Source organism: Pseudomonas sp. MWU347 (assembly GCF_017947305.1).
GTDB classification, from domain to species: domain Bacteria; phylum Pseudomonadota; class Gammaproteobacteria; order Pseudomonadales; family Pseudomonadaceae; genus Aquipseudomonas; species Aquipseudomonas putida_A.
This window is the reverse complement of sequence record NZ_JAFGZB010000013.1, coordinates 1-17,267: the sequence shown is the minus strand read 5'-3', so window position 1 is coordinate 17,267 and position 17,267 is coordinate 1. Positions and strand designations below refer to the sequence as shown.

Annotated in this window: 22 protein-coding genes; 10 read left to right on the top strand and 12 right to left on the bottom strand. The window is 59.0% G+C overall.

Going from position 1 to position 17,267, the window contains the following annotated elements:
* The first annotated feature begins 1 nt into the window (after nt 1).
* A complete protein-coding gene (locus tag KCG87_RS24350) occupies nt 2–1,354 on the top strand; it encodes a hypothetical protein (RefSeq protein ID WP_210559016.1) in 1,353 nt (450 codons plus the stop codon).
* Between the two features lie 79 nt (nt 1,355–1,433).
* On the opposite strand, the gene KCG87_RS24345 is transcribed toward KCG87_RS24350, so the two are convergent.
* The 3 genes from KCG87_RS24345 to KCG87_RS24335 all read right to left on the bottom strand — a co-directional run bounded on the left by KCG87_RS24345 (nt 1,434) and on the right by KCG87_RS24335 (nt 3,740).
* A complete protein-coding gene (locus tag KCG87_RS24345) occupies nt 1,434–1,883 on the bottom strand; it encodes an N-acetyltransferase (protein WP_210559015.1) in 450 nt (149 codons plus the stop codon).
* Between the two features lie 107 nt (nt 1,884–1,990).
* Nucleotides 1,991–2,716, bottom strand: a complete 726-nt coding sequence (locus KCG87_RS24340) for an alpha/beta hydrolase (RefSeq protein WP_135295571.1) — start codon at nt 2,714–2,716, stop codon at nt 1,991–1,993.
* A 100-nt stretch (nt 2,717–2,816) separates the two neighbouring features.
* Nucleotides 2,817–3,740 carry a LysR family transcriptional regulator gene (locus KCG87_RS24335; protein WP_210559014.1) on the bottom strand — a complete coding sequence of 308 codons (924 nt, stop codon included), beginning with the start codon at nt 3,738–3,740 and terminating at the stop codon, nt 2,817–2,819.
* A gap of 271 nt (nt 3,741–4,011) precedes the next feature.
* Between KCG87_RS24335 and KCG87_RS24330 the strand changes: the two genes are divergently transcribed.
* The gene (locus KCG87_RS24330; protein ID WP_096797689.1) at nt 4,012–4,608 is read left to right on the top strand and encodes a DJ-1/PfpI family protein; all 597 of its coding nucleotides are present in this window, start codon (nt 4,012–4,014) and stop codon (nt 4,606–4,608) included.
* Nucleotides 4,609–4,639: 31 nt separating this feature from the next.
* Here KCG87_RS24330 and KCG87_RS24325 read toward each other — a convergent pair whose 3' ends face one another.
* Together KCG87_RS24325 and KCG87_RS24320 are read right to left on the bottom strand one after the other, a co-directional pair.
* Nucleotides 4,640–4,798 carry a DUF2986 domain-containing protein gene (locus KCG87_RS24325; protein WP_081730283.1) on the bottom strand — a complete coding sequence of 53 codons (159 nt, stop codon included), beginning with the start codon at nt 4,796–4,798 and terminating at the stop codon, nt 4,640–4,642.
* A 157-nt stretch (nt 4,799–4,955) separates the two neighbouring features.
* Nucleotides 4,956–5,987 (bottom strand): alpha/beta fold hydrolase, encoded by a 1,032-nt coding sequence (locus tag KCG87_RS24320; RefSeq protein WP_210559013.1) that lies wholly within the window; start codon nt 5,985–5,987, stop codon nt 4,956–4,958.
* 222 nt (nt 5,988–6,209) lie between these two features.
* Between KCG87_RS24320 and KCG87_RS24315 the strand changes: the two genes are divergently transcribed.
* From KCG87_RS24315 to KCG87_RS24305, 3 genes are all read left to right on the top strand, one after another.
* On the top strand, nt 6,210–6,905 hold the full coding sequence (locus KCG87_RS24315; RefSeq protein WP_134786153.1) for a tRNA (adenine(22)-N(1))-methyltransferase TrmK: 696 nt from the start codon (nt 6,210–6,212) through the stop codon (nt 6,903–6,905).
* A gap of 72 nt (nt 6,906–6,977) precedes the next feature.
* Nucleotides 6,978–7,421, top strand: a complete 444-nt coding sequence (locus KCG87_RS24310; RefSeq protein ID WP_098968341.1) for a MerR family transcriptional regulator — start codon at nt 6,978–6,980, stop codon at nt 7,419–7,421.
* An 83-nt stretch (nt 7,422–7,504) separates the two neighbouring features.
* Nucleotides 7,505–8,737: an NADH:flavin oxidoreductase/NADH oxidase family protein gene (locus KCG87_RS24305; RefSeq protein ID WP_210559012.1), complete on the top strand. Its 1,233-nt coding sequence runs from the start codon at nt 7,505–7,507 to the stop codon at nt 8,735–8,737.
* Between the two features lie 65 nt (nt 8,738–8,802).
* Here the strand turns inward: KCG87_RS24305 and KCG87_RS24300 are convergent, their stop codons facing one another.
* Nucleotides 8,803–9,363 (bottom strand): fasciclin domain-containing protein, encoded by a 561-nt coding sequence (locus tag KCG87_RS24300; RefSeq protein ID WP_097087837.1) that lies wholly within the window; start codon nt 9,361–9,363, stop codon nt 8,803–8,805.
* A gap of 119 nt (nt 9,364–9,482) precedes the next feature.
* On the bottom strand, nt 9,483–9,905 hold the full coding sequence (locus KCG87_RS24295; protein WP_135295575.1) for an SgcJ/EcaC family oxidoreductase: 423 nt from the start codon (nt 9,903–9,905) through the stop codon (nt 9,483–9,485).
* Between the two features lie 53 nt (nt 9,906–9,958).
* Between KCG87_RS24295 and KCG87_RS24290 the strand changes: the two genes are divergently transcribed.
* Both KCG87_RS24290 and KCG87_RS24285 read left to right on the top strand, forming a co-directional pair.
* Entirely contained in the window at nt 9,959–10,252 is a 294-nt protein-coding gene (locus tag KCG87_RS24290; protein ID WP_210559011.1) for a hypothetical protein, read from the top strand.
* 166 nt (nt 10,253–10,418) lie between these two features.
* Nucleotides 10,419–10,853 (top strand): GFA family protein, encoded by a 435-nt coding sequence (locus KCG87_RS24285; protein ID WP_210559010.1) that lies wholly within the window; start codon nt 10,419–10,421, stop codon nt 10,851–10,853.
* Nucleotides 10,854–10,872: 19 nt separating this feature from the next.
* Here the strand turns inward: KCG87_RS24285 and KCG87_RS24280 are convergent, their stop codons facing one another.
* Nucleotides 10,873–10,986, bottom strand: a complete 114-nt coding sequence (locus tag KCG87_RS24280; protein ID WP_348983759.1) for a DUF1993 family protein — start codon at nt 10,984–10,986, stop codon at nt 10,873–10,875.
* Nucleotides 10,987–11,001: 15 nt separating this feature from the next.
* Nucleotides 11,002–11,394, bottom strand: a complete 393-nt coding sequence (locus tag KCG87_RS24275) for a MerR family transcriptional regulator (RefSeq protein ID WP_041074696.1) — start codon at nt 11,392–11,394, stop codon at nt 11,002–11,004.
* Between the two features lie 74 nt (nt 11,395–11,468).
* Here KCG87_RS24275 and KCG87_RS24270 point away from each other — a divergent pair, with 74 nt between their 5' ends.
* Nucleotides 11,469–12,548, top strand: coding sequence for an SDR family oxidoreductase (locus tag KCG87_RS24270; RefSeq protein WP_098968346.1), 1,080 nt, complete (start codon nt 11,469–11,471; stop codon nt 12,546–12,548).
* A 145-nt stretch (nt 12,549–12,693) separates the two neighbouring features.
* On the opposite strand, the gene KCG87_RS24265 is transcribed toward KCG87_RS24270, so the two are convergent.
* Nucleotides 12,694–13,815: an SMP-30/gluconolactonase/LRE family protein gene (locus KCG87_RS24265; RefSeq protein ID WP_098968347.1), complete on the bottom strand. Its 1,122-nt coding sequence runs from the start codon at nt 13,813–13,815 to the stop codon at nt 12,694–12,696.
* A 115-nt stretch (nt 13,816–13,930) separates the two neighbouring features.
* A complete protein-coding gene (locus KCG87_RS24260; protein WP_210559009.1) occupies nt 13,931–14,965 on the bottom strand; it encodes an FAD-binding oxidoreductase in 1,035 nt (344 codons plus the stop codon).
* 136 nt (nt 14,966–15,101) lie between these two features.
* Here KCG87_RS24260 and KCG87_RS24255 point away from each other — a divergent pair, with 136 nt between their 5' ends.
* Nucleotides 15,102–16,217, top strand: a complete 1,116-nt coding sequence (locus KCG87_RS24255; protein ID WP_210559008.1) for a saccharopine dehydrogenase NADP-binding domain-containing protein — start codon at nt 15,102–15,104, stop codon at nt 16,215–16,217.
* Nucleotides 16,218–16,219: 2 nt separating this feature from the next.
* Nucleotides 16,220–16,708, top strand: coding sequence for a DUF2269 domain-containing protein (locus KCG87_RS24250; RefSeq protein ID WP_098968350.1), 489 nt, complete (start codon nt 16,220–16,222; stop codon nt 16,706–16,708).
* An 8-nt stretch (nt 16,709–16,716) separates the two neighbouring features.
* Here the strand turns inward: KCG87_RS24250 and KCG87_RS24245 are convergent, their stop codons facing one another.
* Nucleotides 16,717–17,169, bottom strand: coding sequence for a thiol-disulfide oxidoreductase DCC family protein (locus tag KCG87_RS24245; protein WP_098968351.1), 453 nt, complete (start codon nt 17,167–17,169; stop codon nt 16,717–16,719).
* Nucleotides 17,170–17,267: the final 98 nt, after the last annotated feature.

The following is a 17,267-nucleotide window of genomic DNA, read 5'->3' as shown; positions in this document are numbered from 1 at the left end:
CATGTGGAAAGTTTTGTTGCAAAGACTCACCGGAAAAACATCCACCACTGCAAAAACCGAACGCTCAGTAGATCCAGTAGATCCAGTAGATCCACCTGAAGTATTGCCAGTGCGTGACTGGAAGTGGCTGGTCATGTCCTGGGATGGATTCCACAGGGAGGCCGGTCTACGGCAAATCCGCTCATCGCAATCGACCGAGCGGCTGGCGTCCATTATCGTGCGGCTCAACGACTGGGTGCCGCAGGTACGTGCGGCGGCCAGAGACGCTTTCGCAGACTACCTGACCCCCGAGTATGGCCCTTGGCTGATCGCCAAGACTCCCGCCATCCTTGCCCTTGAGCAGCGCCGACGCGAAGACCACGGCGTTACTATCCAAAAGCTTGAAGCGCTGCTGGCAACACCCGAATGCCTCGCGCAAACCACAGCTGCCTTCGAAACCAGCCGTGGCGCCTGTACGCGGTTGTTTTTCAGGGTACTCGCTCAGACAAAGCGCGCAGATGAGCTGGAGGCGTTTCTTGTCGCGAGCCTTCATCATGCAGATTTCAGTGTGCGGCGAGCTGCGCTCGGCAGGGCAATGGCGCTGCCTCTGGAATCGGCGCAGAAGGCCATCGCCTATGGACTCGCCAGCAACAGCAGCATTCTCAGGCGCCTGTCGTTTCTGCAAGCCATTGAGTTGCAAACGGATCGCACACGACTGATCGAAGACTTTCTGACCGACCCATCGTCTGCAGCAAGATCGACTGCACTCTGGGCCGCCAGAAAGTATGGCGTCGACCCGTTGCAGGTACTTCAAGCGCAACTGGCAGGCGAGATTCCCGCTACCAAAGCCCGTTGGCTTGGCGTACTCGGGTTGGCGCAGTCGCTTGGCATGGCGATCCCGCAAGGGTGGATGAACGCTGCCCTCAGCCAAAACAGTGGCGAGGTTCGGGCACTGGTCCTGAGCCTCGAAGGAGAGAACAGGCCTGATTTACTGATCGCGGCGATCGCGGACCCGTCACGCCCGGTGTTCGAGGCCGGGGTACGCGGCCTGCGCCCGCAGCCATGGAAAGTCATCGAGTCAGCATTCAGCGCTCAGCTCGAGACCCTCTGGCCAGCGCTGTCCGCCTCTCGACGTCAGGCACTGCTTGAACTGATGCCCAAATGGACACAAGCCGGGTATCTGTTGCAGCAGCTGTCTCGCACACCTGCTGAACCTTCCGTGCTTGAGCAGTTGCGTGCATGGGTCTATGGCCAGACTTACTCGATTACTGACCGGGAAACATCGGAAAGCGAGCGTGCCCGAGTTGTCGCGAAACTGACTGCGCTTGAGAAGGACGGGGTATTGCCGACAGGGTCGGTTGCCAGGCTGACATGAAGGTGATGTCAGGCAGGCATGAGTGCTCGAACCCGGATAGGTTGAATCGGGGAAGGTCTGTTATGCGGTTGGATCCGGATCACGGCTGCTGGCTGTCATGGCCTGTCCACGACATTTCGATATGCGTGTCCGTCGCCCCAGTCCTGCGAAAACCCAGTCGTTCATAGAGCTTCTGCGCCAGAGTGTTCGTGCGAAAAGCGCCCAACTGCAACGGCACCTTGCGGGCAGCGGCTTCCAGTTGGAGGTTCTTCAGAATCTGCGAGCCAATGCCCTTGCCTTGGTATTCGGGCGAAATAGCGATGTTCTGAACATGGATTCGGTCTTCCTTTTCCAGTATTTGCACATAGCCAACAAGCCGGCCGTCTTGTTCACTAACCGAAGTGGCTGTGCATGCGAATTCCACCGCGAAATTTGCCCGTTGCCAACTCTCATCCCAGCCCCATATTTTTTCGATGTGTTCGCGGAAGACTGCTCGATGCAAGTCGAAGAGGGTTGGCTGGTCGCTATCGGTGGCGGGGCGTAGCGTCATGCGGGTCTCTGATTTGTGCTTTTGACTTTTGCTGAGGCTAGCGGCTGCAACAATAAACGGCAATTCGGAATGATATGGCCCGCAGCATCTGACTGCCCCAAGTACACTCAAAGCGCCACCCGCTGCAGAAACTTCCTGACCTCCAGCGAATATGCCCCCGGATGCGAAAACCTGAACATATGCCCGGTCCTCGGCATGACGACTTCCTGCGCGCCTTTTATGCCATTCAGCAGAATCCCTGCAGCCTCTTTGCCGATCAGCCTGTCTTCCTCGGGCGTAAGGATCAGCGTCGGCACGTCGATCTTTGCCAGCAGGGCGGTGTAGTCGACTTTCTCGATCGAGCGTACGCGGTTGACGTAGGCCTTGTGTGGGGTTTGCTTGATGAAGAAGGCGCGGCTGTTGGCGGCTGACCAAGGGATTTCACCTTCCTTGTCGAACGACGAAGCCAGTTGCGCGGCGTGGAAGCGCAGGGTGGTCTGTCGATAAAGCGGTCCGGGGAAGAACGGCGCCAGTGCGGCCAGCGTTTTCAGCAGGGGCGAGGTGATCGGGTTTTTGGCGAAACCGCCGGACAGCACCAGGCCCTTGAGGCCTTTTGGCTGGCGCGTTGCAACCGCGATCGAGGCGACCGCGCCGTAGGAGTCGCCCACCAGCACGTAGCATTCGAGATCTTTCACTTGATCAACGATGAAGTTGGCGAGCGTTTCCAGATCAGCGACGTCGTCCGGTAAGCGCAACGTACGCATGGCGCGGTGCTGCAAGTGGCTGAGTTGGTTGAGCTGCCACGGCGCACCGGCGAAGCAAGGGACCATGACCAGGGTGGGCTCGGTTTGCATGAGAATTCCAGGGATGTTGAACGGATGTCCGCACTCTAGGAGCACCGAGGCGCGCGATCCAATGGCATTGGTGCAGCCTCTCGATGCACGAGGTCGATCATCAGTCGCCGATCAGCATTCTGGTGATCCATTCAACCGCCGGCTCGTTGGCGCGCCCGCGTGCGCGGACGACGAAGACCTCCCAGGTGGGCAGCGTCAGGGGCAATTCGAACAGGCTCAGTTGTGCGGTTTCCTGCATCTGCAAGGCGACACGTTCGGCGACCACGGCAATCGATTCCGATGCGCCAACCATGAATGGCACTGCGAGAAAACTCGGGCAGGTGACGCTGACCTTGCGGCTGCGACCGAGCTGTTCCAGCGCGTCATCGACAGCGCCCCGCGCGTCGCCACGGGGCGAAATCAGAACGTGCGGCAGACGCGTAAAGTCATCCAGTTCCATATGCAAATGTTTGCCGCGCTTGACCAATGCCGGGTGCCCTTTGCGGGCGATGCCGACGAATCGCTCCTTGTGCGCGAGCTGGCAATCAAAGCGTTGCGGCACTTGCGCAAACGAACCCGAACCCAACACCAGGTCGATCTCGCCGGCGTCCAGTTGGCGCATCGCCGACTCGCCATCCACCGGCCCGAGTTTCAGCACCACCTCCGGCGCCGCAACCTGAATTTTCGCCAGCGCCGGGGCGATGACGGTCAGCACGGCGTGATCGGTGGCCGCTATCAGCAGTGTCGCCTGCAGACGCGCTGGATCGAACGGCCCCCGTGGGCTGGCGACCAGCCGCACCGATTCGAGCACCGCCGCCACTCTGGGCATCAGCTCGATGGCCAGCGGCGTCGGTGCCATGCCGCGAGGGTTGCGAATGAACAACTGATCATCAAACGCCGTGCGCAAACGCGATAGGGCATGGCTGGTGGCCGACTGCGACAGATGCAGGTGCTGCGCCGCACGACCGACGTGCCTTTGCGCCCAAAGCGCCTCAAGAACCACCAGAAGATTGAGGTCGAAACGCGTCAGATCCAGCGGCTTCATGAGGTGTTGGCCTTTTCATCATTCGATGTTCGCCACTTTCCTACAGCCACTGGCTGAAAGCTACAGCCCGATCTTTCCTGGCAGGCATGCAGGCGTGGTCGCCTGAGAAGGTATAGGGCGAGACGACGCGGTTGTTCAGCCGTCCTTTCCGTGGCGCGTAGCCGGTGTATCAAATGCCCGTCGATGTCGCCCGCAATGTACCCATGACAATTTTTTGATTGTGATAAGCGCCAGATTTTACGATGAGTCATCGCCCATTTAGAGACTCACCATGCACATCGCCATCCTGACCTTTGAAGGCTTCAACGAACTGGATTCGCTCATCGCGTTCAGCATTCTCAACCGCGTCAAACAGCCCGATTGGCGCGTGTCGATCGCCAGCCCGACGGAAAAAGTGCGCTCGATGAATGGCCTGGTAATCGAGGCTCAGGTGTCATTGGAGGAGGCGAGCGACGCGGACGCGGTGTTGGTGGGCAGCGGAAGTCTGACCCGGGATATCGTGGCGGATACCGAGCTGATGGCGCGGCTACGGCTCGATCCGCAGCGCCAGCTCTTGGGCGCCCAGTGCTCGGGCACGCTGATCCTGGCAAAGCTCGGCCTGCTCAATGACGTCCCAGCCTGTACCGATCTGATCACCAAGCCCTGGGTGGAGGAGGCCGGTGTGGCGGTGCTCAATCAGCCGTTCATGGCCAAGGGCAATGTCGCCACCGCTGGCGGTTGCCTGTCCTCACAATATATGGCGGCCTGGTTCATCGCCCGTCTGGCCGGTGTGGAGGCCACCCGCAACGCGTTTCATTATGTGACGCCCGTTGGCGAGAAAGAGCTCTACATCGATCGGGCGATCGCGAACATCGAGGCGTATCTGTAAAGCGCGTTTAATCGACGCCTGAAGCAGCGAATCAACTCTCACGGGTTTCAACCGGTTCGGCCGCCGCTTCGGCCGCCAGTTTCGCGCGGTCGGCCTTGCTGATGTACTTGGGCTTTTTCGGCGCGAGTTTGGCGCTGGCCTTTTTGGCCTTTTCCTTGAACAACTGCTGCAGTTTCTTTTGGCGGTTCATGTTTCTACTCGGAGAAGGGGAGCCGGGCATATGCCCATCCAGCGCGCATTAAAACCGGCTCGGAGCGATTTGGCGAGTCTGTTGCAGCGATGCAGGATCAAACGGCTCACCGGTGTCCGTCATCAGCCATTTCGCAAAGGGGTTGCCGCGGCCGGGGTCATGGCTTCGACGCCGCCAGAAAATCGCTGATCAGCGCTACCACCTGCTGCTGGATCACTTTACGCGGGCGCGCATTGTCGCGATCCTGGCAAATGACGCCATCGCCCGGTGCGTCTTCCTCGAGCATCTCGATCGCGCCCGGTTTGCAGATCGACGTGAAGCTGAAGTGAGTGGCGTCGTTGATCTCGACATAACGTGTGGTAGCCGGTGGCAGGCGTTTGGCCAGATCGGCGGATTCCAGTTGCGCCGGCAGGTCTTCGGAAGGTGCGCCGGCGGCGATCACCAGCGTCGGTACTGGCAACGCCGCGAGGCTTGCGTCGGTCATGCCGCGTGACAGGCCCAGGTCCAGCGAAACGATGGCGCTGACTGGTTTGTAACGCCGGTCGGCCGCCAGGTCGGCTTTGCCTTGCGCGGTGCTGGCGGGGTTCATTTGCTTATAGACGTTGCAACTGGCGAGCTGCGCATGGGCCTTGCAGTCCTCGGCAAAACGCTCGGGGTCAAAGCGTGCACCGGCGATTTCCAGAGCCGTCCAGCCACCGAGCGAATGCCCGACGACGGCAATCCGCTGCGGCGCCACCGCGCCAAATTTTCCCGGCTGCGCCACAACGGCTTCGATGGCCCGCCGCAGATCGACCGGCCGCTGCCACAGCTGCGCCGCCGCTTGCGGACTGCGGTCGTGGGTGGTGCTGCCGGGATGGTTGACTGCCGCGACGATGTAACCCTGATCGGCCAGCGCACTTGCCAGCCACATCTGATTGCTCCAGTTGCCCCGGTAACCATGGGACAGCACCACCAGCGGATGCTCGCCGGCGGTCGGCGGCGCATCGCGCACCGCAGAGGCACTGACGAACACCGGACTGTCGTCAATCACTTGCGCGGTTGCATGGGTTGTCGCCGGGTACCAGACGACCATTTCCAGCGGCCGCTGCGGATCCGCCAGGGTTGTGCGGTGGAAGCCGATGGGGTGCGAGTCCGCGAGTGCGCTGGTGGACAGGCCAAGCAGAAGCAGGGCGCCGAGAGCTGTTTTCAAGGTTGATCTTCCATGAGTGCATTTGTTGTTTTGAGATACGGCTGCGCGCAGGTTAGTAGACCGGTTGCAAAGAAGATAGTGGATGCCTCGACTGTGCAGTGACAGGCCGAATCCGAAACAAGACCGCGCCCGTCCGGATTTGAAATACCCACCATTGCCCGCTAGAGTCGCGCCCCTTGTCCGGCCAGCAGCGCCGGCGATGGCTGGGGAAGAGGGCGGCAGTTGAACGAACACACATTGTCCATGCGTCTGGAGCGGGTGGCGGCGCATGTACCGGCCGGCGCGCGCTTGGCGGATATCGGCTCGGATCACGGCTATCTGCCGGTGGCCCTGATGCGACGTGGCGCCATCGTTGCGGCGGTGGCCGGCGAGGTGGCGCTGACGCCGTTCCATGCCGCGGTGCGCACGGTGCGCGACAACGATCTGCAGCAGCACATCAGCGTGCGTCTGGCCAGTGGCCTGGCGGCGATCGAGCCTGATGACGGAATCACCGCGATCAGCCTCTGCGGCATGGGCGGCGAGACGATTCGCGACATCCTCGACAGCGGCAAGGCGCACCTGCGCGGGCACGAACGGCTGATCCTGCAACCCAACGGCGGCGAGCAACCCCTGCGCCAATGGCTGATGGACAACGGCTACCGCATTCTTGATGAGGAAGTGCTGCAGGAAAACCGTTTCTTCTACGAAATCATCGTCGCCGAGCGCGGCGCACCACTGAGTTATAGCGCCGAACAGTTGTACTTCGGCCCGTTGCTGATGCAAGCACGCAGCCCGGCATTCCTCGCTAAATGGCAGCGTTCTTTAAGGCAGAAACAGAAAACCCTGAACAGTTTCAAACAGGCGCGCCAGGCTGTGCCCGAGGAGAGGCTGGAAGAGGTTGCGCGGCAGGTGCAGTGGATGACTGAGTTGCTGGCGTGATTTGCCGTGTTGGCTGTTGCACTCCTTCAGGTTTAAAGTCAGCTTCAAGGTTAACGTGCTGCGGAGTCGGACATGAGAATTGGTGAACTGGCAAAAATCAGCGGACTGGCGCCATCGCGTATCCGCTTCTACGAAGCGAGCGGGTTGATCACTTCAGTCGCGCGCAAAGCCAATGGTTATCGCGATTACGCCCCCGACACACAGTGGGTGTTGCATATCATCACCGGCGCGCAGGCGGCAGGTTTCTCCCTGGAGGAAATCCGTCAGTTGATGCCGATGAACGCGAGTGGCTGGCAGCATGACCAGTTGCTCAGTGGCTTGAAGCAAAAGGTCGAAGAAATCGAGGTGCTGCAGCAACGGCTGGCGCAGAACAAGGAACAACTTCAGCTCGTCATCCAGGGCATTGAAGGCAAGCCCGTGGGAGTGGCGTGCGCGGACAATGCGCAAATGCTGATAAATCGACTGCGCGAACAAGGTGTGGTGGGCGCTGCAGAGTGTCGCGATGTGGCGCGTTAAAGCGCGAATCAGCTAAAAAGGCTATTGACCTTAAAGTTGACTTCAATCTTATGGTGGCCTCATCTCCAGTTGAGGACTGCCCCATGAATGTGTTCGACCCCCTGACCTTACCCAACGGTTCGACCATCAAGAACCGCATCGCCAAAGCCGCCATGGAGGAAAACATGGCAGACGCCGAGCAGGCGCCCTCTGCAGAACTGATGCGTTTGTATCAGGCATGGGCCGACGGTGGTGCCGGGCTGATCATCACCGGCAACGTGATGGTCGACGGCCGCGCCATGACCGGGCCGGGCGGCGTGGTGCTGCAGGATGATCAGCAACTCGACAAGTTCAAGCGCTGGGCGCGAATCGGCCGTTCTGCCGGTGCGCAGTTCTGGTTGCAGATCAATCATCCGGGGCGCCAGATGCAGTCCAACCTCGGGCAGAAAACCTGGGCGCCATCAGCGGTACCGCTGGACCTGGGCAAACTGTCCAAGCGTTTCGCCACGCCCCACGCCATGATCGCCAGTGTGATCAAGGACGTCATCCAGCGTTTTGCGAATACCGCACGCCTGGGTGAACAGGCGGGGTTCACCGGCGTGGAAATCCACGCCGCCCACGGCTATCTGTTGAGCCAGTTTCTCTCGCCTCTGACCAATCAACGGATGGACGAGTGGGGCGGCTCTCTGCAGAACCGTGCGCGGTTGTTGGTCGAGATCGTCAAGGCAGTCAGGGCAGTGGTTTCTGCAGAGTTTGCCGTAGCGGTCAAACTCAATTCCGCCGATTTCCAGCGCGGCGGATTCACCGCTGACGACGCGAAAAAGGTCGTTGAGCTGCTCAACGATCTGGGCGTGGATCTGGTGGAACTGTCCGGTGGCAGCTACGAAGTTCCGGCCATGCAAGGTGAGGCGCGCGATGGTCGAACTCTGGCTCGCGAGGCCTATTTCGTCGAGTTTGCCCGGGACCTGCAGACCGTTGCCAAAATGCCAGTGATGGTCACCGGCGGCATCCGCCGTCGTCCGGTGGCCGAAAGCGTCGTGCACAGTGGTGTGGACATGGTCGGCATCGGTACCGCGTTGGCCATCGATCCGTACCTGCCGCGTGACTGGCTGCAGGGCAAGGACAACGCCCCGCAATTGCCGCCGATCACCTGGAAAAACAAGGCCATTGCGGCCTTGGCGAACATGGCGGTGGTGAAGTTTCAGCTGGGTAAACTCAGTCGGGCGAAAAAGCCTGATCCGGGGGTGTCACCGTTACGCGCGCTGATTTTGCAGCAGATCGCCATGGCGTTTCGCACCCGGCAATATCGGCGCTGGATGGAAAAGCGTTCGGCGTGAGTCGCAAGGCATTTCAATCGTGAAGTTGGCGGACGCTCTGGCGAGAGCCCGCCAACCTCAGCCAGTCAATTCGGCATCAGCACCGTATCGACCACATGAATCACGCCATTGGATTGCATGACGTCCGCGATGGTAATGGCCGCCTTGCCGCCTTTGGCGTCCTGCACCCACAGCTTGCCGTCGTGCAACATCACGGTCAGCGATTCGCCCTGGACGGTTTTCAGCATCACTTTGCCGCCGTGCATTTTGGCGTCGTCCATCAACTGTTTAGCCGTGTGAGTGCCGGCGACGACGTGGTAAGTCAGGATCTTCGTCAGATCGGCCTTGTGTTCAGGCTTGACCAATGTATCGACCGTGCCGGCGGGCAGTTTTGCGAAGGCTTCGTTGGTGGGGGCGAAGACCGTGAACGGGCCCTTGCTGTTGAGCGTATCCACCAGCCCGGCGGCCTTGACCGCAGCGACCAGGGTCGTGTGATCCTTGGAGTTGACTGCATTCTCGACGATGGTCTTGGTCGGATACATGGCCGCGCCGCCAACCATCACGGTATCGGCGGCAAAACTGGATCCAGCGCCGAGGCAGAGCAGGGTGAAGCAAGCGACAGCAAGGCGTTTGATGAGCATGTGCATGGTGCGTCTCCTTGATTCTTCGACCCTTCGAATGAGGGTGTTGAATATACGGAGCAGGGAGTGAAACGGATGCAGCATGCAGCGAAAAACCTTTTGCGGTGCGCTGAAACGGATTACCGCTAATCACGCAGGGTGGCTTCACCTGTGCGCGGGTTGGTCAGGGTCACATTTTCCAGCGCTCTGATGCGCCAAGCCTCGTTCTGCCTGATCAGCACCGCGAGAATCAGCGTATCCACCACATGCGCTCCGGCCGGATGCGCAGCACCGGCCGACAAACGACTCCAGAAGTGAATGATCGCCACCCCGTCAGCAACAGGATCGATATCGATCAGTTCACTCTCAAGAGTGGAGTCACGATAGATCGTCTGGTGAATGGGCGCGTGCAGCGCAACGATCTGCTCGACGCCCCGAACGAAGTGGCCGAAACGATTGACGAACGTCGCTTGCGGATCGAACAGAGCTCCGAGTGCCGCCATGTCGTGAGCGTTCCAGGCTGCCTGGAATGCGGCGGGAGCGTCTTCGGGGTTTTTTATCTGAGTCATGGCCGGGGCCTCGCAGATCGTTAGAATGCGCTTTTAAACATAAGAAGCTCAGTATGGATGTACAAGCGCTCGAAAGTAGCGACGTTTTATCGTTCACGTTGGATCAGGCACATCGCTGTTTCGAAATGGTCGTCAGCCTGAAGGACGGCTGCCGATGCAAACTGACGGCGTGGAATATCGATGGCGCAGAGTTGCCCATCAGTCTCGGTGCTCTGCACCTTCAAAATTCTCGCGTCCTCGGAGAGCTGGAAGGGATCAGCTTTGTTGAAAACGTTCTATCTCTCGAGGGCGATTTTGGCGATATGTCTATCGAGGCGGACACGGTTTTGGTCGAAAAGCTGATTTAGGCTTTGAGCGCAAGAGGAGGGATCGCCATCTCGATAGACGATTCCATTCAAATCTCTGTTAACACTTGGCGCAATAAATTCTGTCTGTAACCTGAGGTTCTGCCGGCGCGCTTGTTTCTAAACCTGACGCCAGCGCCTGATCAATCGTTTTTCCAAGGAGGTCCCCATGACAACAGGGCAGTGTCTTTGCGCGGCAGTACGCTTTTCCCTCTCAGTGGAACCGCGCTTTTTCTATCGCTGCCACTGCTCATTGTGTCGCAAGCAAACCGGTGTCGGGTTCAACCTCGCCACTCTGGTCAACGCTCGGGACTTTCGCTGGGATGCAGGGCAGGACTTGATTAACAGTTGGGTCAAACCCAGCGGCTACAGAAACGACTTCTGCGCACAATGCGGCTCGACCGTGCCCAACCCGCTTCGCGAATCGCCTTACGTGTGGATTCCGCTCGGACTGCTCGATGAGGATCTGAGCATGGAATGCGTTGGCGATTTCTGTGTGGACGATGCCATGTCATGGGATACGCAGCGTTCAACGCAGAGTTATCACGGGGCGGTGACGTCACTGGCGTTTCTTCTGCAAAAACTCCGGGTCAATCCTGATTGACCCGAAGCTCGCGCTGCAATTACTTCCTTAGATACGCAAACATGTGCTGCACATAATCCGCCTTGCCCAGCGGCACACCATTGTGGCGCAGGATGTTGTAGGCACAGCACACTTTGCGCAGGAGCCTCCCCACGCATTTGCCGTAGGTTCAATGATTGGCAGCGTCGCTCAACTGTTGAAGCTCAAGTTGCCTGGCAGCACTCGCTTCGAGGGTCGCACGCTCTACATCCAGATACCGATGGATGCTTTGGAGGTTGGCAATTTTCTGTTTGATTTCGGCCATCTTCTTTTCAATCAGCTTCGCGCCGTCAGCACAGTCGATCAGCTTGTTGCGCTGCGCATCCAGAATCTCGCCTATTTCCCCCAAGGAAAATCCCATGCTTTGCGCGCGCTGGATAAAGTCCAGATCCTGCAGGGTTTGCTCGGTGTAGACACGATAGTTGTTGGTTTGCCGCAGCGGTGAGATCAGGCCGATTTGCTCGTAGTAACGCAACGTATGACGGCTGGCGCCGCTGCGAGCCTCGAGTTCGCCGATTTTCATGAAAACACCGCTTGACTGTAGAGTTGGGTCGATACTTTACGCTTGATTTCTCACCTTCAACAAGGAGCAGGGAAATGAGCGTGGAGTGCTTTGTCACGGGGGGAACCGGCTTCATCGGTCAACATTTGCTGGCGAACCTGAGTGCAAAAGGTCACACCCTTCGGGTATTGATGCGTCGCCCGGAGCGGCTGGCTGCGTTGCGCGAGCAAGTTGATAGTTTAGGCGGGTGCGCGACACGGGTATTTGCCGTGGCTGGCGATCTGGAACAGGACAATCTCGGGCTGAGCTTGGCTGATCAGGAGGTGCTGAGGCGCGCCAGCGTCATATTCCATCTGGGCGCTCACTTCGCATGGGGGCTTTCGATGGAGCAGTCTCGTGCGGTGAATGTGCAGGGGGCAAAGCGTGTGGCGCTGTTGGCGGCTGAGCAAAAAAGCCGTTTAGTGATGATCGGCGGCTACATGCTGAACAATCATGAACATCTGCAACGCATCGGCATTGATCCTCGTCAGCCGGAGTTGACGAACTGGCCCGCCGTCTACCGACGTGTCGGTGGATACGAGGCAAGCAAGCTGGAGGCGCATTTTGCGACCCAGCAGGTCATGTCCGCCAAGGGGGGTGAGATGACCGTTGTCCACCCTGCGACGGTCTGTGGCCACAGCCGCACCGGGCATATCGTCGACGGTCAGCCGCTGGTGGCGCTGATACGCAACCTGGTGCAGGGCAAGCTGACTGCAGTGCCCGGTACCGCCGAGCACTGGCTGCCACTGGTCACCGTGGATTATCTGGTCGAACTGGTGGCTGTTTGTGCTTTTGATCCTGCCATGGTGGGCGAGGAACTGCTGGCGCTTGATGATCAAACGCCAAACTTGCGAGAACTCCTGGCACAGGTGGCTAAACCTTTGGGCTTGAAGTCTCCCAAACATCACATTTCACTCCGACTGCTGAAGTGGCTACTGAGTATTCCTCCGGTCGCGTGGTTTTTGAATACAAAACCCGAAGCCCTGGACTTTATCCAGACCACTCGTTTCAACACCGCGGCGGTCGAGCAATTTGCCAACAGGCATGGAATAGCCAAACCGGATATACGTCAGGCTTTGCAGCACACGGCAACGTTCGTCAACGCGTATTGCATAGCCAAGGGCCAGGCACTCTGACTTCTCCCTTGGGCGGCGCCGTCGATACAGGGCGGCATGCTATCGAACGACAATTCAGCGACAAGGATCGTCACCGCGCAGCCTCGGATGCGCGGCAGGATCTTGTTTCGCTACTCACGGAACTGTCGCTAGACCAACGTCGGTTTTACAACGCAAACGTAGTCCCGCGAGTATTCACAAACAATGAGTAGATCGAGTGACTACTGGCCATGAACAGTCGATTGCCTTCGCGCCCGCCGAAGCACAGGTTCGGGCAGCGCTCTGGCAATGAAATGTGCCCGATGGCCTTGCCCTGCAAATTGAAAACACGCACGCCGTCGAGTTTTTCCAGGTCCGCCTTGGGATCACCATTACCGCCCCAGCCGCACCACAGGTTGCCCGCTTCGTCGCACTTGATGCCGTCAATCGCGGCATAGTCCAAGCCTTCGATGTGCTTGCGGCGTTCACCCAGGGTGCCGTCGTCTTTCACCGTAATCGCCCAGATCAAGCGATTGGGCTTGGCGCGACCTTCGACGACATACAGGGTCTTTTCATCGGGAGAAAAGCACAGGCCGTTGGGGCCGTTAAGGTCGTCGATTACCCGAGTGACTTTTTGGCTCTCACCGTCGATGCGGTACACGGCGTGGGGTTGGGTCGGGGTGACTTTGTGGCCTTCGTAGTTGTTGCCGGTCTGGAATGGCGGGTCGGTGAACCAGATCGAGCCATCACTTTTGCAGACAATGTCGTTGGGCGAGTTGAAGGGCTTGCCGTCGAAACTGTCGGCCAGCACGGTGATCGTGCCATTGTGTTCGGTGCGCGTGATGCGGCGCCCTTCGCTAGTGGTGGTGGAGCCTTCGCAAACGATCAGACGCCCTTGTCGATCCCGGCACATGCCGTTGGAGAAGTTTGAGTGTTCGCGGTACACCGTGAAGGAGTCGGTGATTTCGTCCCAGCGCATGATGCGATTATTGGGGATGTCGCTGACCAACAGATAGCGGCCATCACCGACCCACACCGGTCCTTCGGCCCAGCGCATGCCGGTGGCGAGCTTTTCAACACTGGCGTTGAAAACGCGTAGCTCCAGGAAACTGTCGTCGAGGATATGAATCAGTGGATCAGGGTAGCGCTGACTCAAGGGTTCGGCGGCATCGGAGAAGCGGGGCAGTGCGGCGCTGCCGACAGTGGCGAGCGTGGCGGAAACAGCGAGCGACTGTTTCAGGAAACTGCGGCGGGTATTGCCTTTCGCTTGATCAAGGCTTTGAGGCTTGGCGGACAGGAATGAGTCCATGTAGCGATCTCCGTGGTTTTATTTTTGTTGAGGAGACGTAGTAATACCCTGTGATAAGACATCGTACAAGATGGCATGCCGTTGCCAGCGCTGCATTTTATCGCGGGTGAATTACTCAAAACGCTGATTGGAATCGATCTGGCCGACACGGCGCTAACGCGGTCGCAAAGCCTCCCCCGACGATCTCCTCGGCCACCAGTCGTCCTACGACTGCCGCCAATGTCACGCCCGGATGCATGACGCAAACATAGGCACCGCTGAGGTTCGGCAGATAGCCAATGACTGGAATGCCATCGACAGGCATTGGTCTGAGGCCGACGCACGCCGTTTGCGGCTCTATGGATAGCACCCCGTGCAGTTCGTGCTGGATGACTTTGGCCGTTCTCTGTGCGATGGCTTGCGCGCTGTTTTGCGGCGCCTCATCTACGTAGTCTTCTGCAGCGAGCAACGTACCGTCAGTGTCTTGCCTGATTTCCATTTCGGGGCTGGAGATGATCGTGTTCACTCGTTGGGGTTGGGTTTTGTAACGGATGAATATTGCGGGTGAGGCGTCGATGGGCAGGGTGACGTTCAGTTGATCCACCAACAGCGGGGTGGCGGTTCCGGCTGCCAGTACGACAACGTCGGCATCGTGCTTGCCCGTCGCAGTGATCACGCCGCTGACGATACCGTCCAGAATCTGCAAACCGAGCACTGGCGTATGGGTAAGCAGAGTCGCTCCTTGCGCCTGCGCACCTGCAATCAAGGCCCGCGTTGCCTGCACGGCATCCAGCGCGCCTTCTTCGGCGGCAAAGAACGCCCGTTCTGGAGGATGTTTGAGGTTGGGTTCAAGCTCGAGAATCTGCGCGCTATATATAGAAGGCGCTTGAAACCGGCCATCGCCGTAAGACAGCGCACCGGTCCAGCGCACCTTCAGCCCCGGCAGCTCGGATTCGAGTCGGCGGTATTCTGCGATGGCCGCTGCGCGCAACGGCGCAATGCAATCCGGTCCGCCGTGCGAAGTATTGATCCAGGCGAAGGAGCGGCCCGTCACACCGGACGCAATCTCACCGGCCTCGACCATTATGACGTGTGCACCTTTCGCGGCGAGATGATACGCAACTGACGCGCCGACGATTCCCGCGCCGATGACGATGATTCGTTTACTCATATCAACCTCCGTTGTCGAGGCGCTGACGTTACTACATCGCCGCCCTTTGACGCAGGCTTGCCTGACCCGGTGATATCAGGGAAGCTGCGCCGAATCCGGTTACGGGTCAGTTGTTGAATTGTTCAGGGAAGCGTTGATGGCACTCAGGGTGTTGGTGGTTGGCGGGTATGGAAACTTTGGCAGTATCGTTTGTCGGCATCTGATCGACATGCCGGGCGTCGAACTGGCAATCTCGGGGCGCGATCCGCAGAAGCTGGAGCGCAAGGTCGCTGAGTTGGGGGCGAGCTGCGAGCGCTGGTGTGGTGATGCGATGGGCGCCGGTTTCACCGCTGCTCTGCGCGCAATGAATATTCAACTGGTGATTCACACGGGCGGCCCGTTTCAGGGGCAATCCTATGCAGTGGCCGAAAGCTGCATCGAGGCGGGCGTCAATTATTGCGATCTTGCGGACTGCCGGACGTTTGTCAATGGCATCGGCATACTCGATGCCCGAGCGAGAGAGGCCGGTGTCGTCATCCTCAGTGGTTGCAGTTCGGTGCCGACGCTGTCGTCGGCGATCATCGATGAGCAGCGCCATCACTTCAAACGCATCGACTCGATCGAACACGGCATTTCCTCGTCAGCGAAAATGCCGGGGTTGTCGACGATCGAGGGTGTACTGGCGTATGCGGGCAAACCGATCCGCCAACTGCGCAATGGTCAAGTGCATGAGGTGATGGGCTGGGAAGACCTGACCCTGCGCAAGCTGCAGAACCTGGGCACTCGTGCGCTGGCCAATGTTGATGTGCCGGACATGGACATCTTTGCCAGCCGGTTTGGTGCGCACACGTTGAGTTTCAAGGCAGGCGCTGGCCTCAAGCTCGGCGGCGTGGCCAATTATCTGTTTGCACTGGGGATGAGGAAAGGGCTGGTGCGTGACCACAGGGTGTGGGCGGCCCGGTTGCATCGCTGGGGGACATGGTTTGAGCGTTTCGGTGATGGCAAAAGTGCAATGTATATAGACGTGCAGGGTGTCGGTTTGAACGACCAGCCGTTGTCGATGATGGCGCAACTGACCGCGCTGAATGACAAGGGGCCGGAGATCCCTAGTTGTGCTGCCGTCGCTCTGGCCGCGAAGATCGCCCGAGGTTACTTGCCCGAACCGGGGGCTCGTCCATGTGTTGGTGAGATCAGCGTCGACGAATACATGGCAGCGATCAACGATCCGCAGAATCTTGGCCTGTCCGTGATGTTCTCTGACGGGATGCGTTGAGCATGCTTTATCTGAGCGTGAAGTACGTGCATGTCATCGCTGCGATTTTCCTCTTCGGCTTCGGCATGGGTTCCTATCTGTACCTGATCGCCGCCAGTCGCACGGCCAATCCGCAAGTGATTGCACATGTGGCGAAGATGGTCGTGCGCTATGACGCCTGGATCACCACGCCGGCGGGCTTCATCCAGATCGCGACGGGTTATTGGCTGACAAGGCTTTCCGGGTTGCCCTTGACCACGGAATGGGTGCTGATGTCGCTGATCCTGTTCTTTATCGTGGGCTCGCTTTGGTTGCCGGTGCTGTTGCTGCAGAAACGTTTGCTGGGGATGGCGGCGGACGCGGTGCAATGTGGCGCAAGGCTTGATGCTGATTACCGGGCTGTTTATCGGCAGTGGTTCTGGATGGGTGTTTGCGGGTTTCTCGGGATGTTCGTAATTGTTTTGATGATGGTGACGAAGATGACGCCGGGGCAGTGGCTGCAGTTGATGTAGCTGAGCATTCACATTGGCGACTTGAGAAAGCGTCGTTCGTGATCGGGATCGGGTAACAGGCAACTGTCGTACTTGCCGAAGATCCGATAGCGATTCAGTGCCACGCGGTCGTAGGTCCAGTCTCTAAGTGCTCGTGGGAAAACTCGCAGAAGCGTGATCGGCGACCAACGAGCCGGCAGTTGTGCAATCACTTCGAAGAACGCATCGGAGCGCACCCAGTAATGCTCGTCGCGGATCACCGCCATAGTGTCGAATTCGTCCACCGGGAGACCGGCCCATGCCAGCAAGGCCTGACCTTCTGGCGATTGCACTGCCGCCAGGCGCACTCGCTGTTTGTTGTCGTGGCGAATCAGAAAACGCGCCCAGCCGTTGCATAGCTTGCAGACGCCGTCGAACAGCACCACGGTCTCGCCTGGATTGAGCAGGGGCGCTGGGGTAGGGCGTATTCGGGAGCCGGGCAAGGGCCGGGATCCAGGAAGTTGGGCTGTCATTGTGAGGCATCATCCGAAGGCGTTGTTTTAGGCGATGGGCCGTATGCTGCGCATCTGTTGACGGTGCG

Bases quoted from the DNA above. Each gene is read 5' to 3' on its own strand.
- KCG87_RS24325 (WP_081730283.1), bottom strand. From the start codon at position 4,798: ATGAACCGCCAAAAGAAACTGCAGCAGTTGTTCAAGGAAAAGGCCAAA.
- KCG87_RS24250 (WP_098968350.1), top strand. From the start codon at position 16,220: ATGCTTTATCTGAGCGTGAAGTACGTGCATGTCATCGCTGCGATTTTC.
- KCG87_RS24305 (WP_210559012.1), top strand. From the start codon at position 7,505: ATGAATGTGTTCGACCCCCTGACCTTACCCAACGGTTCGACCATCAAG.
- KCG87_RS24275 (WP_041074696.1), bottom strand. From the start codon at position 11,394: ATGAAAATCGGCGAACTCGAGGCTCGCAGCGGCGCCAGCCGTCATACG.
- KCG87_RS24265 (WP_098968347.1), bottom strand. From the start codon at position 13,815: ATGGACTCATTCCTGTCCGCCAAGCCTCAAAGCCTTGATCAAGCGAAA.
- KCG87_RS24290 (WP_210559011.1), top strand. From the start codon at position 9,959: ATGGATGTACAAGCGCTCGAAAGTAGCGACGTTTTATCGTTCACGTTG.
- KCG87_RS24270 (WP_098968346.1), top strand. From the start codon at position 11,469: ATGAGCGTGGAGTGCTTTGTCACGGGGGGAACCGGCTTCATCGGTCAA.
- KCG87_RS24350 (WP_210559016.1), top strand. From the start codon at position 2: ATGTGGAAAGTTTTGTTGCAAAGACTCACCGGAAAAACATCCACCACT.
- KCG87_RS24260 (WP_210559009.1), bottom strand. From the start codon at position 14,965: ATGAGTAAACGAATCATCGTCATCGGCGCGGGAATCGTCGGCGCGTCA.
- KCG87_RS24255 (WP_210559008.1), top strand. From the start codon at position 15,102: ATGGCACTCAGGGTGTTGGTGGTTGGCGGGTATGGAAACTTTGGCAGT.
- KCG87_RS24295 (WP_135295575.1), bottom strand. From the start codon at position 9,905: ATGACTCAGATAAAAAACCCCGAAGACGCTCCCGCCGCATTCCAGGCA.
- KCG87_RS24335 (WP_210559014.1), bottom strand. From the start codon at position 3,740: ATGAAGCCGCTGGATCTGACGCGTTTCGACCTCAATCTTCTGGTGGTT.
- KCG87_RS24345 (WP_210559015.1), bottom strand. From the start codon at position 1,883: ATGACGCTACGCCCCGCCACCGATAGCGACCAGCCAACCCTCTTCGAC.
- KCG87_RS24330 (WP_096797689.1), top strand. From the start codon at position 4,012: ATGCACATCGCCATCCTGACCTTTGAAGGCTTCAACGAACTGGATTCG.
- KCG87_RS24285 (WP_210559010.1), top strand. From the start codon at position 10,419: ATGACAACAGGGCAGTGTCTTTGCGCGGCAGTACGCTTTTCCCTCTCA.
- KCG87_RS24340 (WP_135295571.1), bottom strand. From the start codon at position 2,716: ATGCAAACCGAGCCCACCCTGGTCATGGTCCCTTGCTTCGCCGGTGCG.
- KCG87_RS24300 (WP_097087837.1), bottom strand. From the start codon at position 9,363: ATGCACATGCTCATCAAACGCCTTGCTGTCGCTTGCTTCACCCTGCTC.
- KCG87_RS24310 (WP_098968341.1), top strand. From the start codon at position 6,978: ATGAGAATTGGTGAACTGGCAAAAATCAGCGGACTGGCGCCATCGCGT.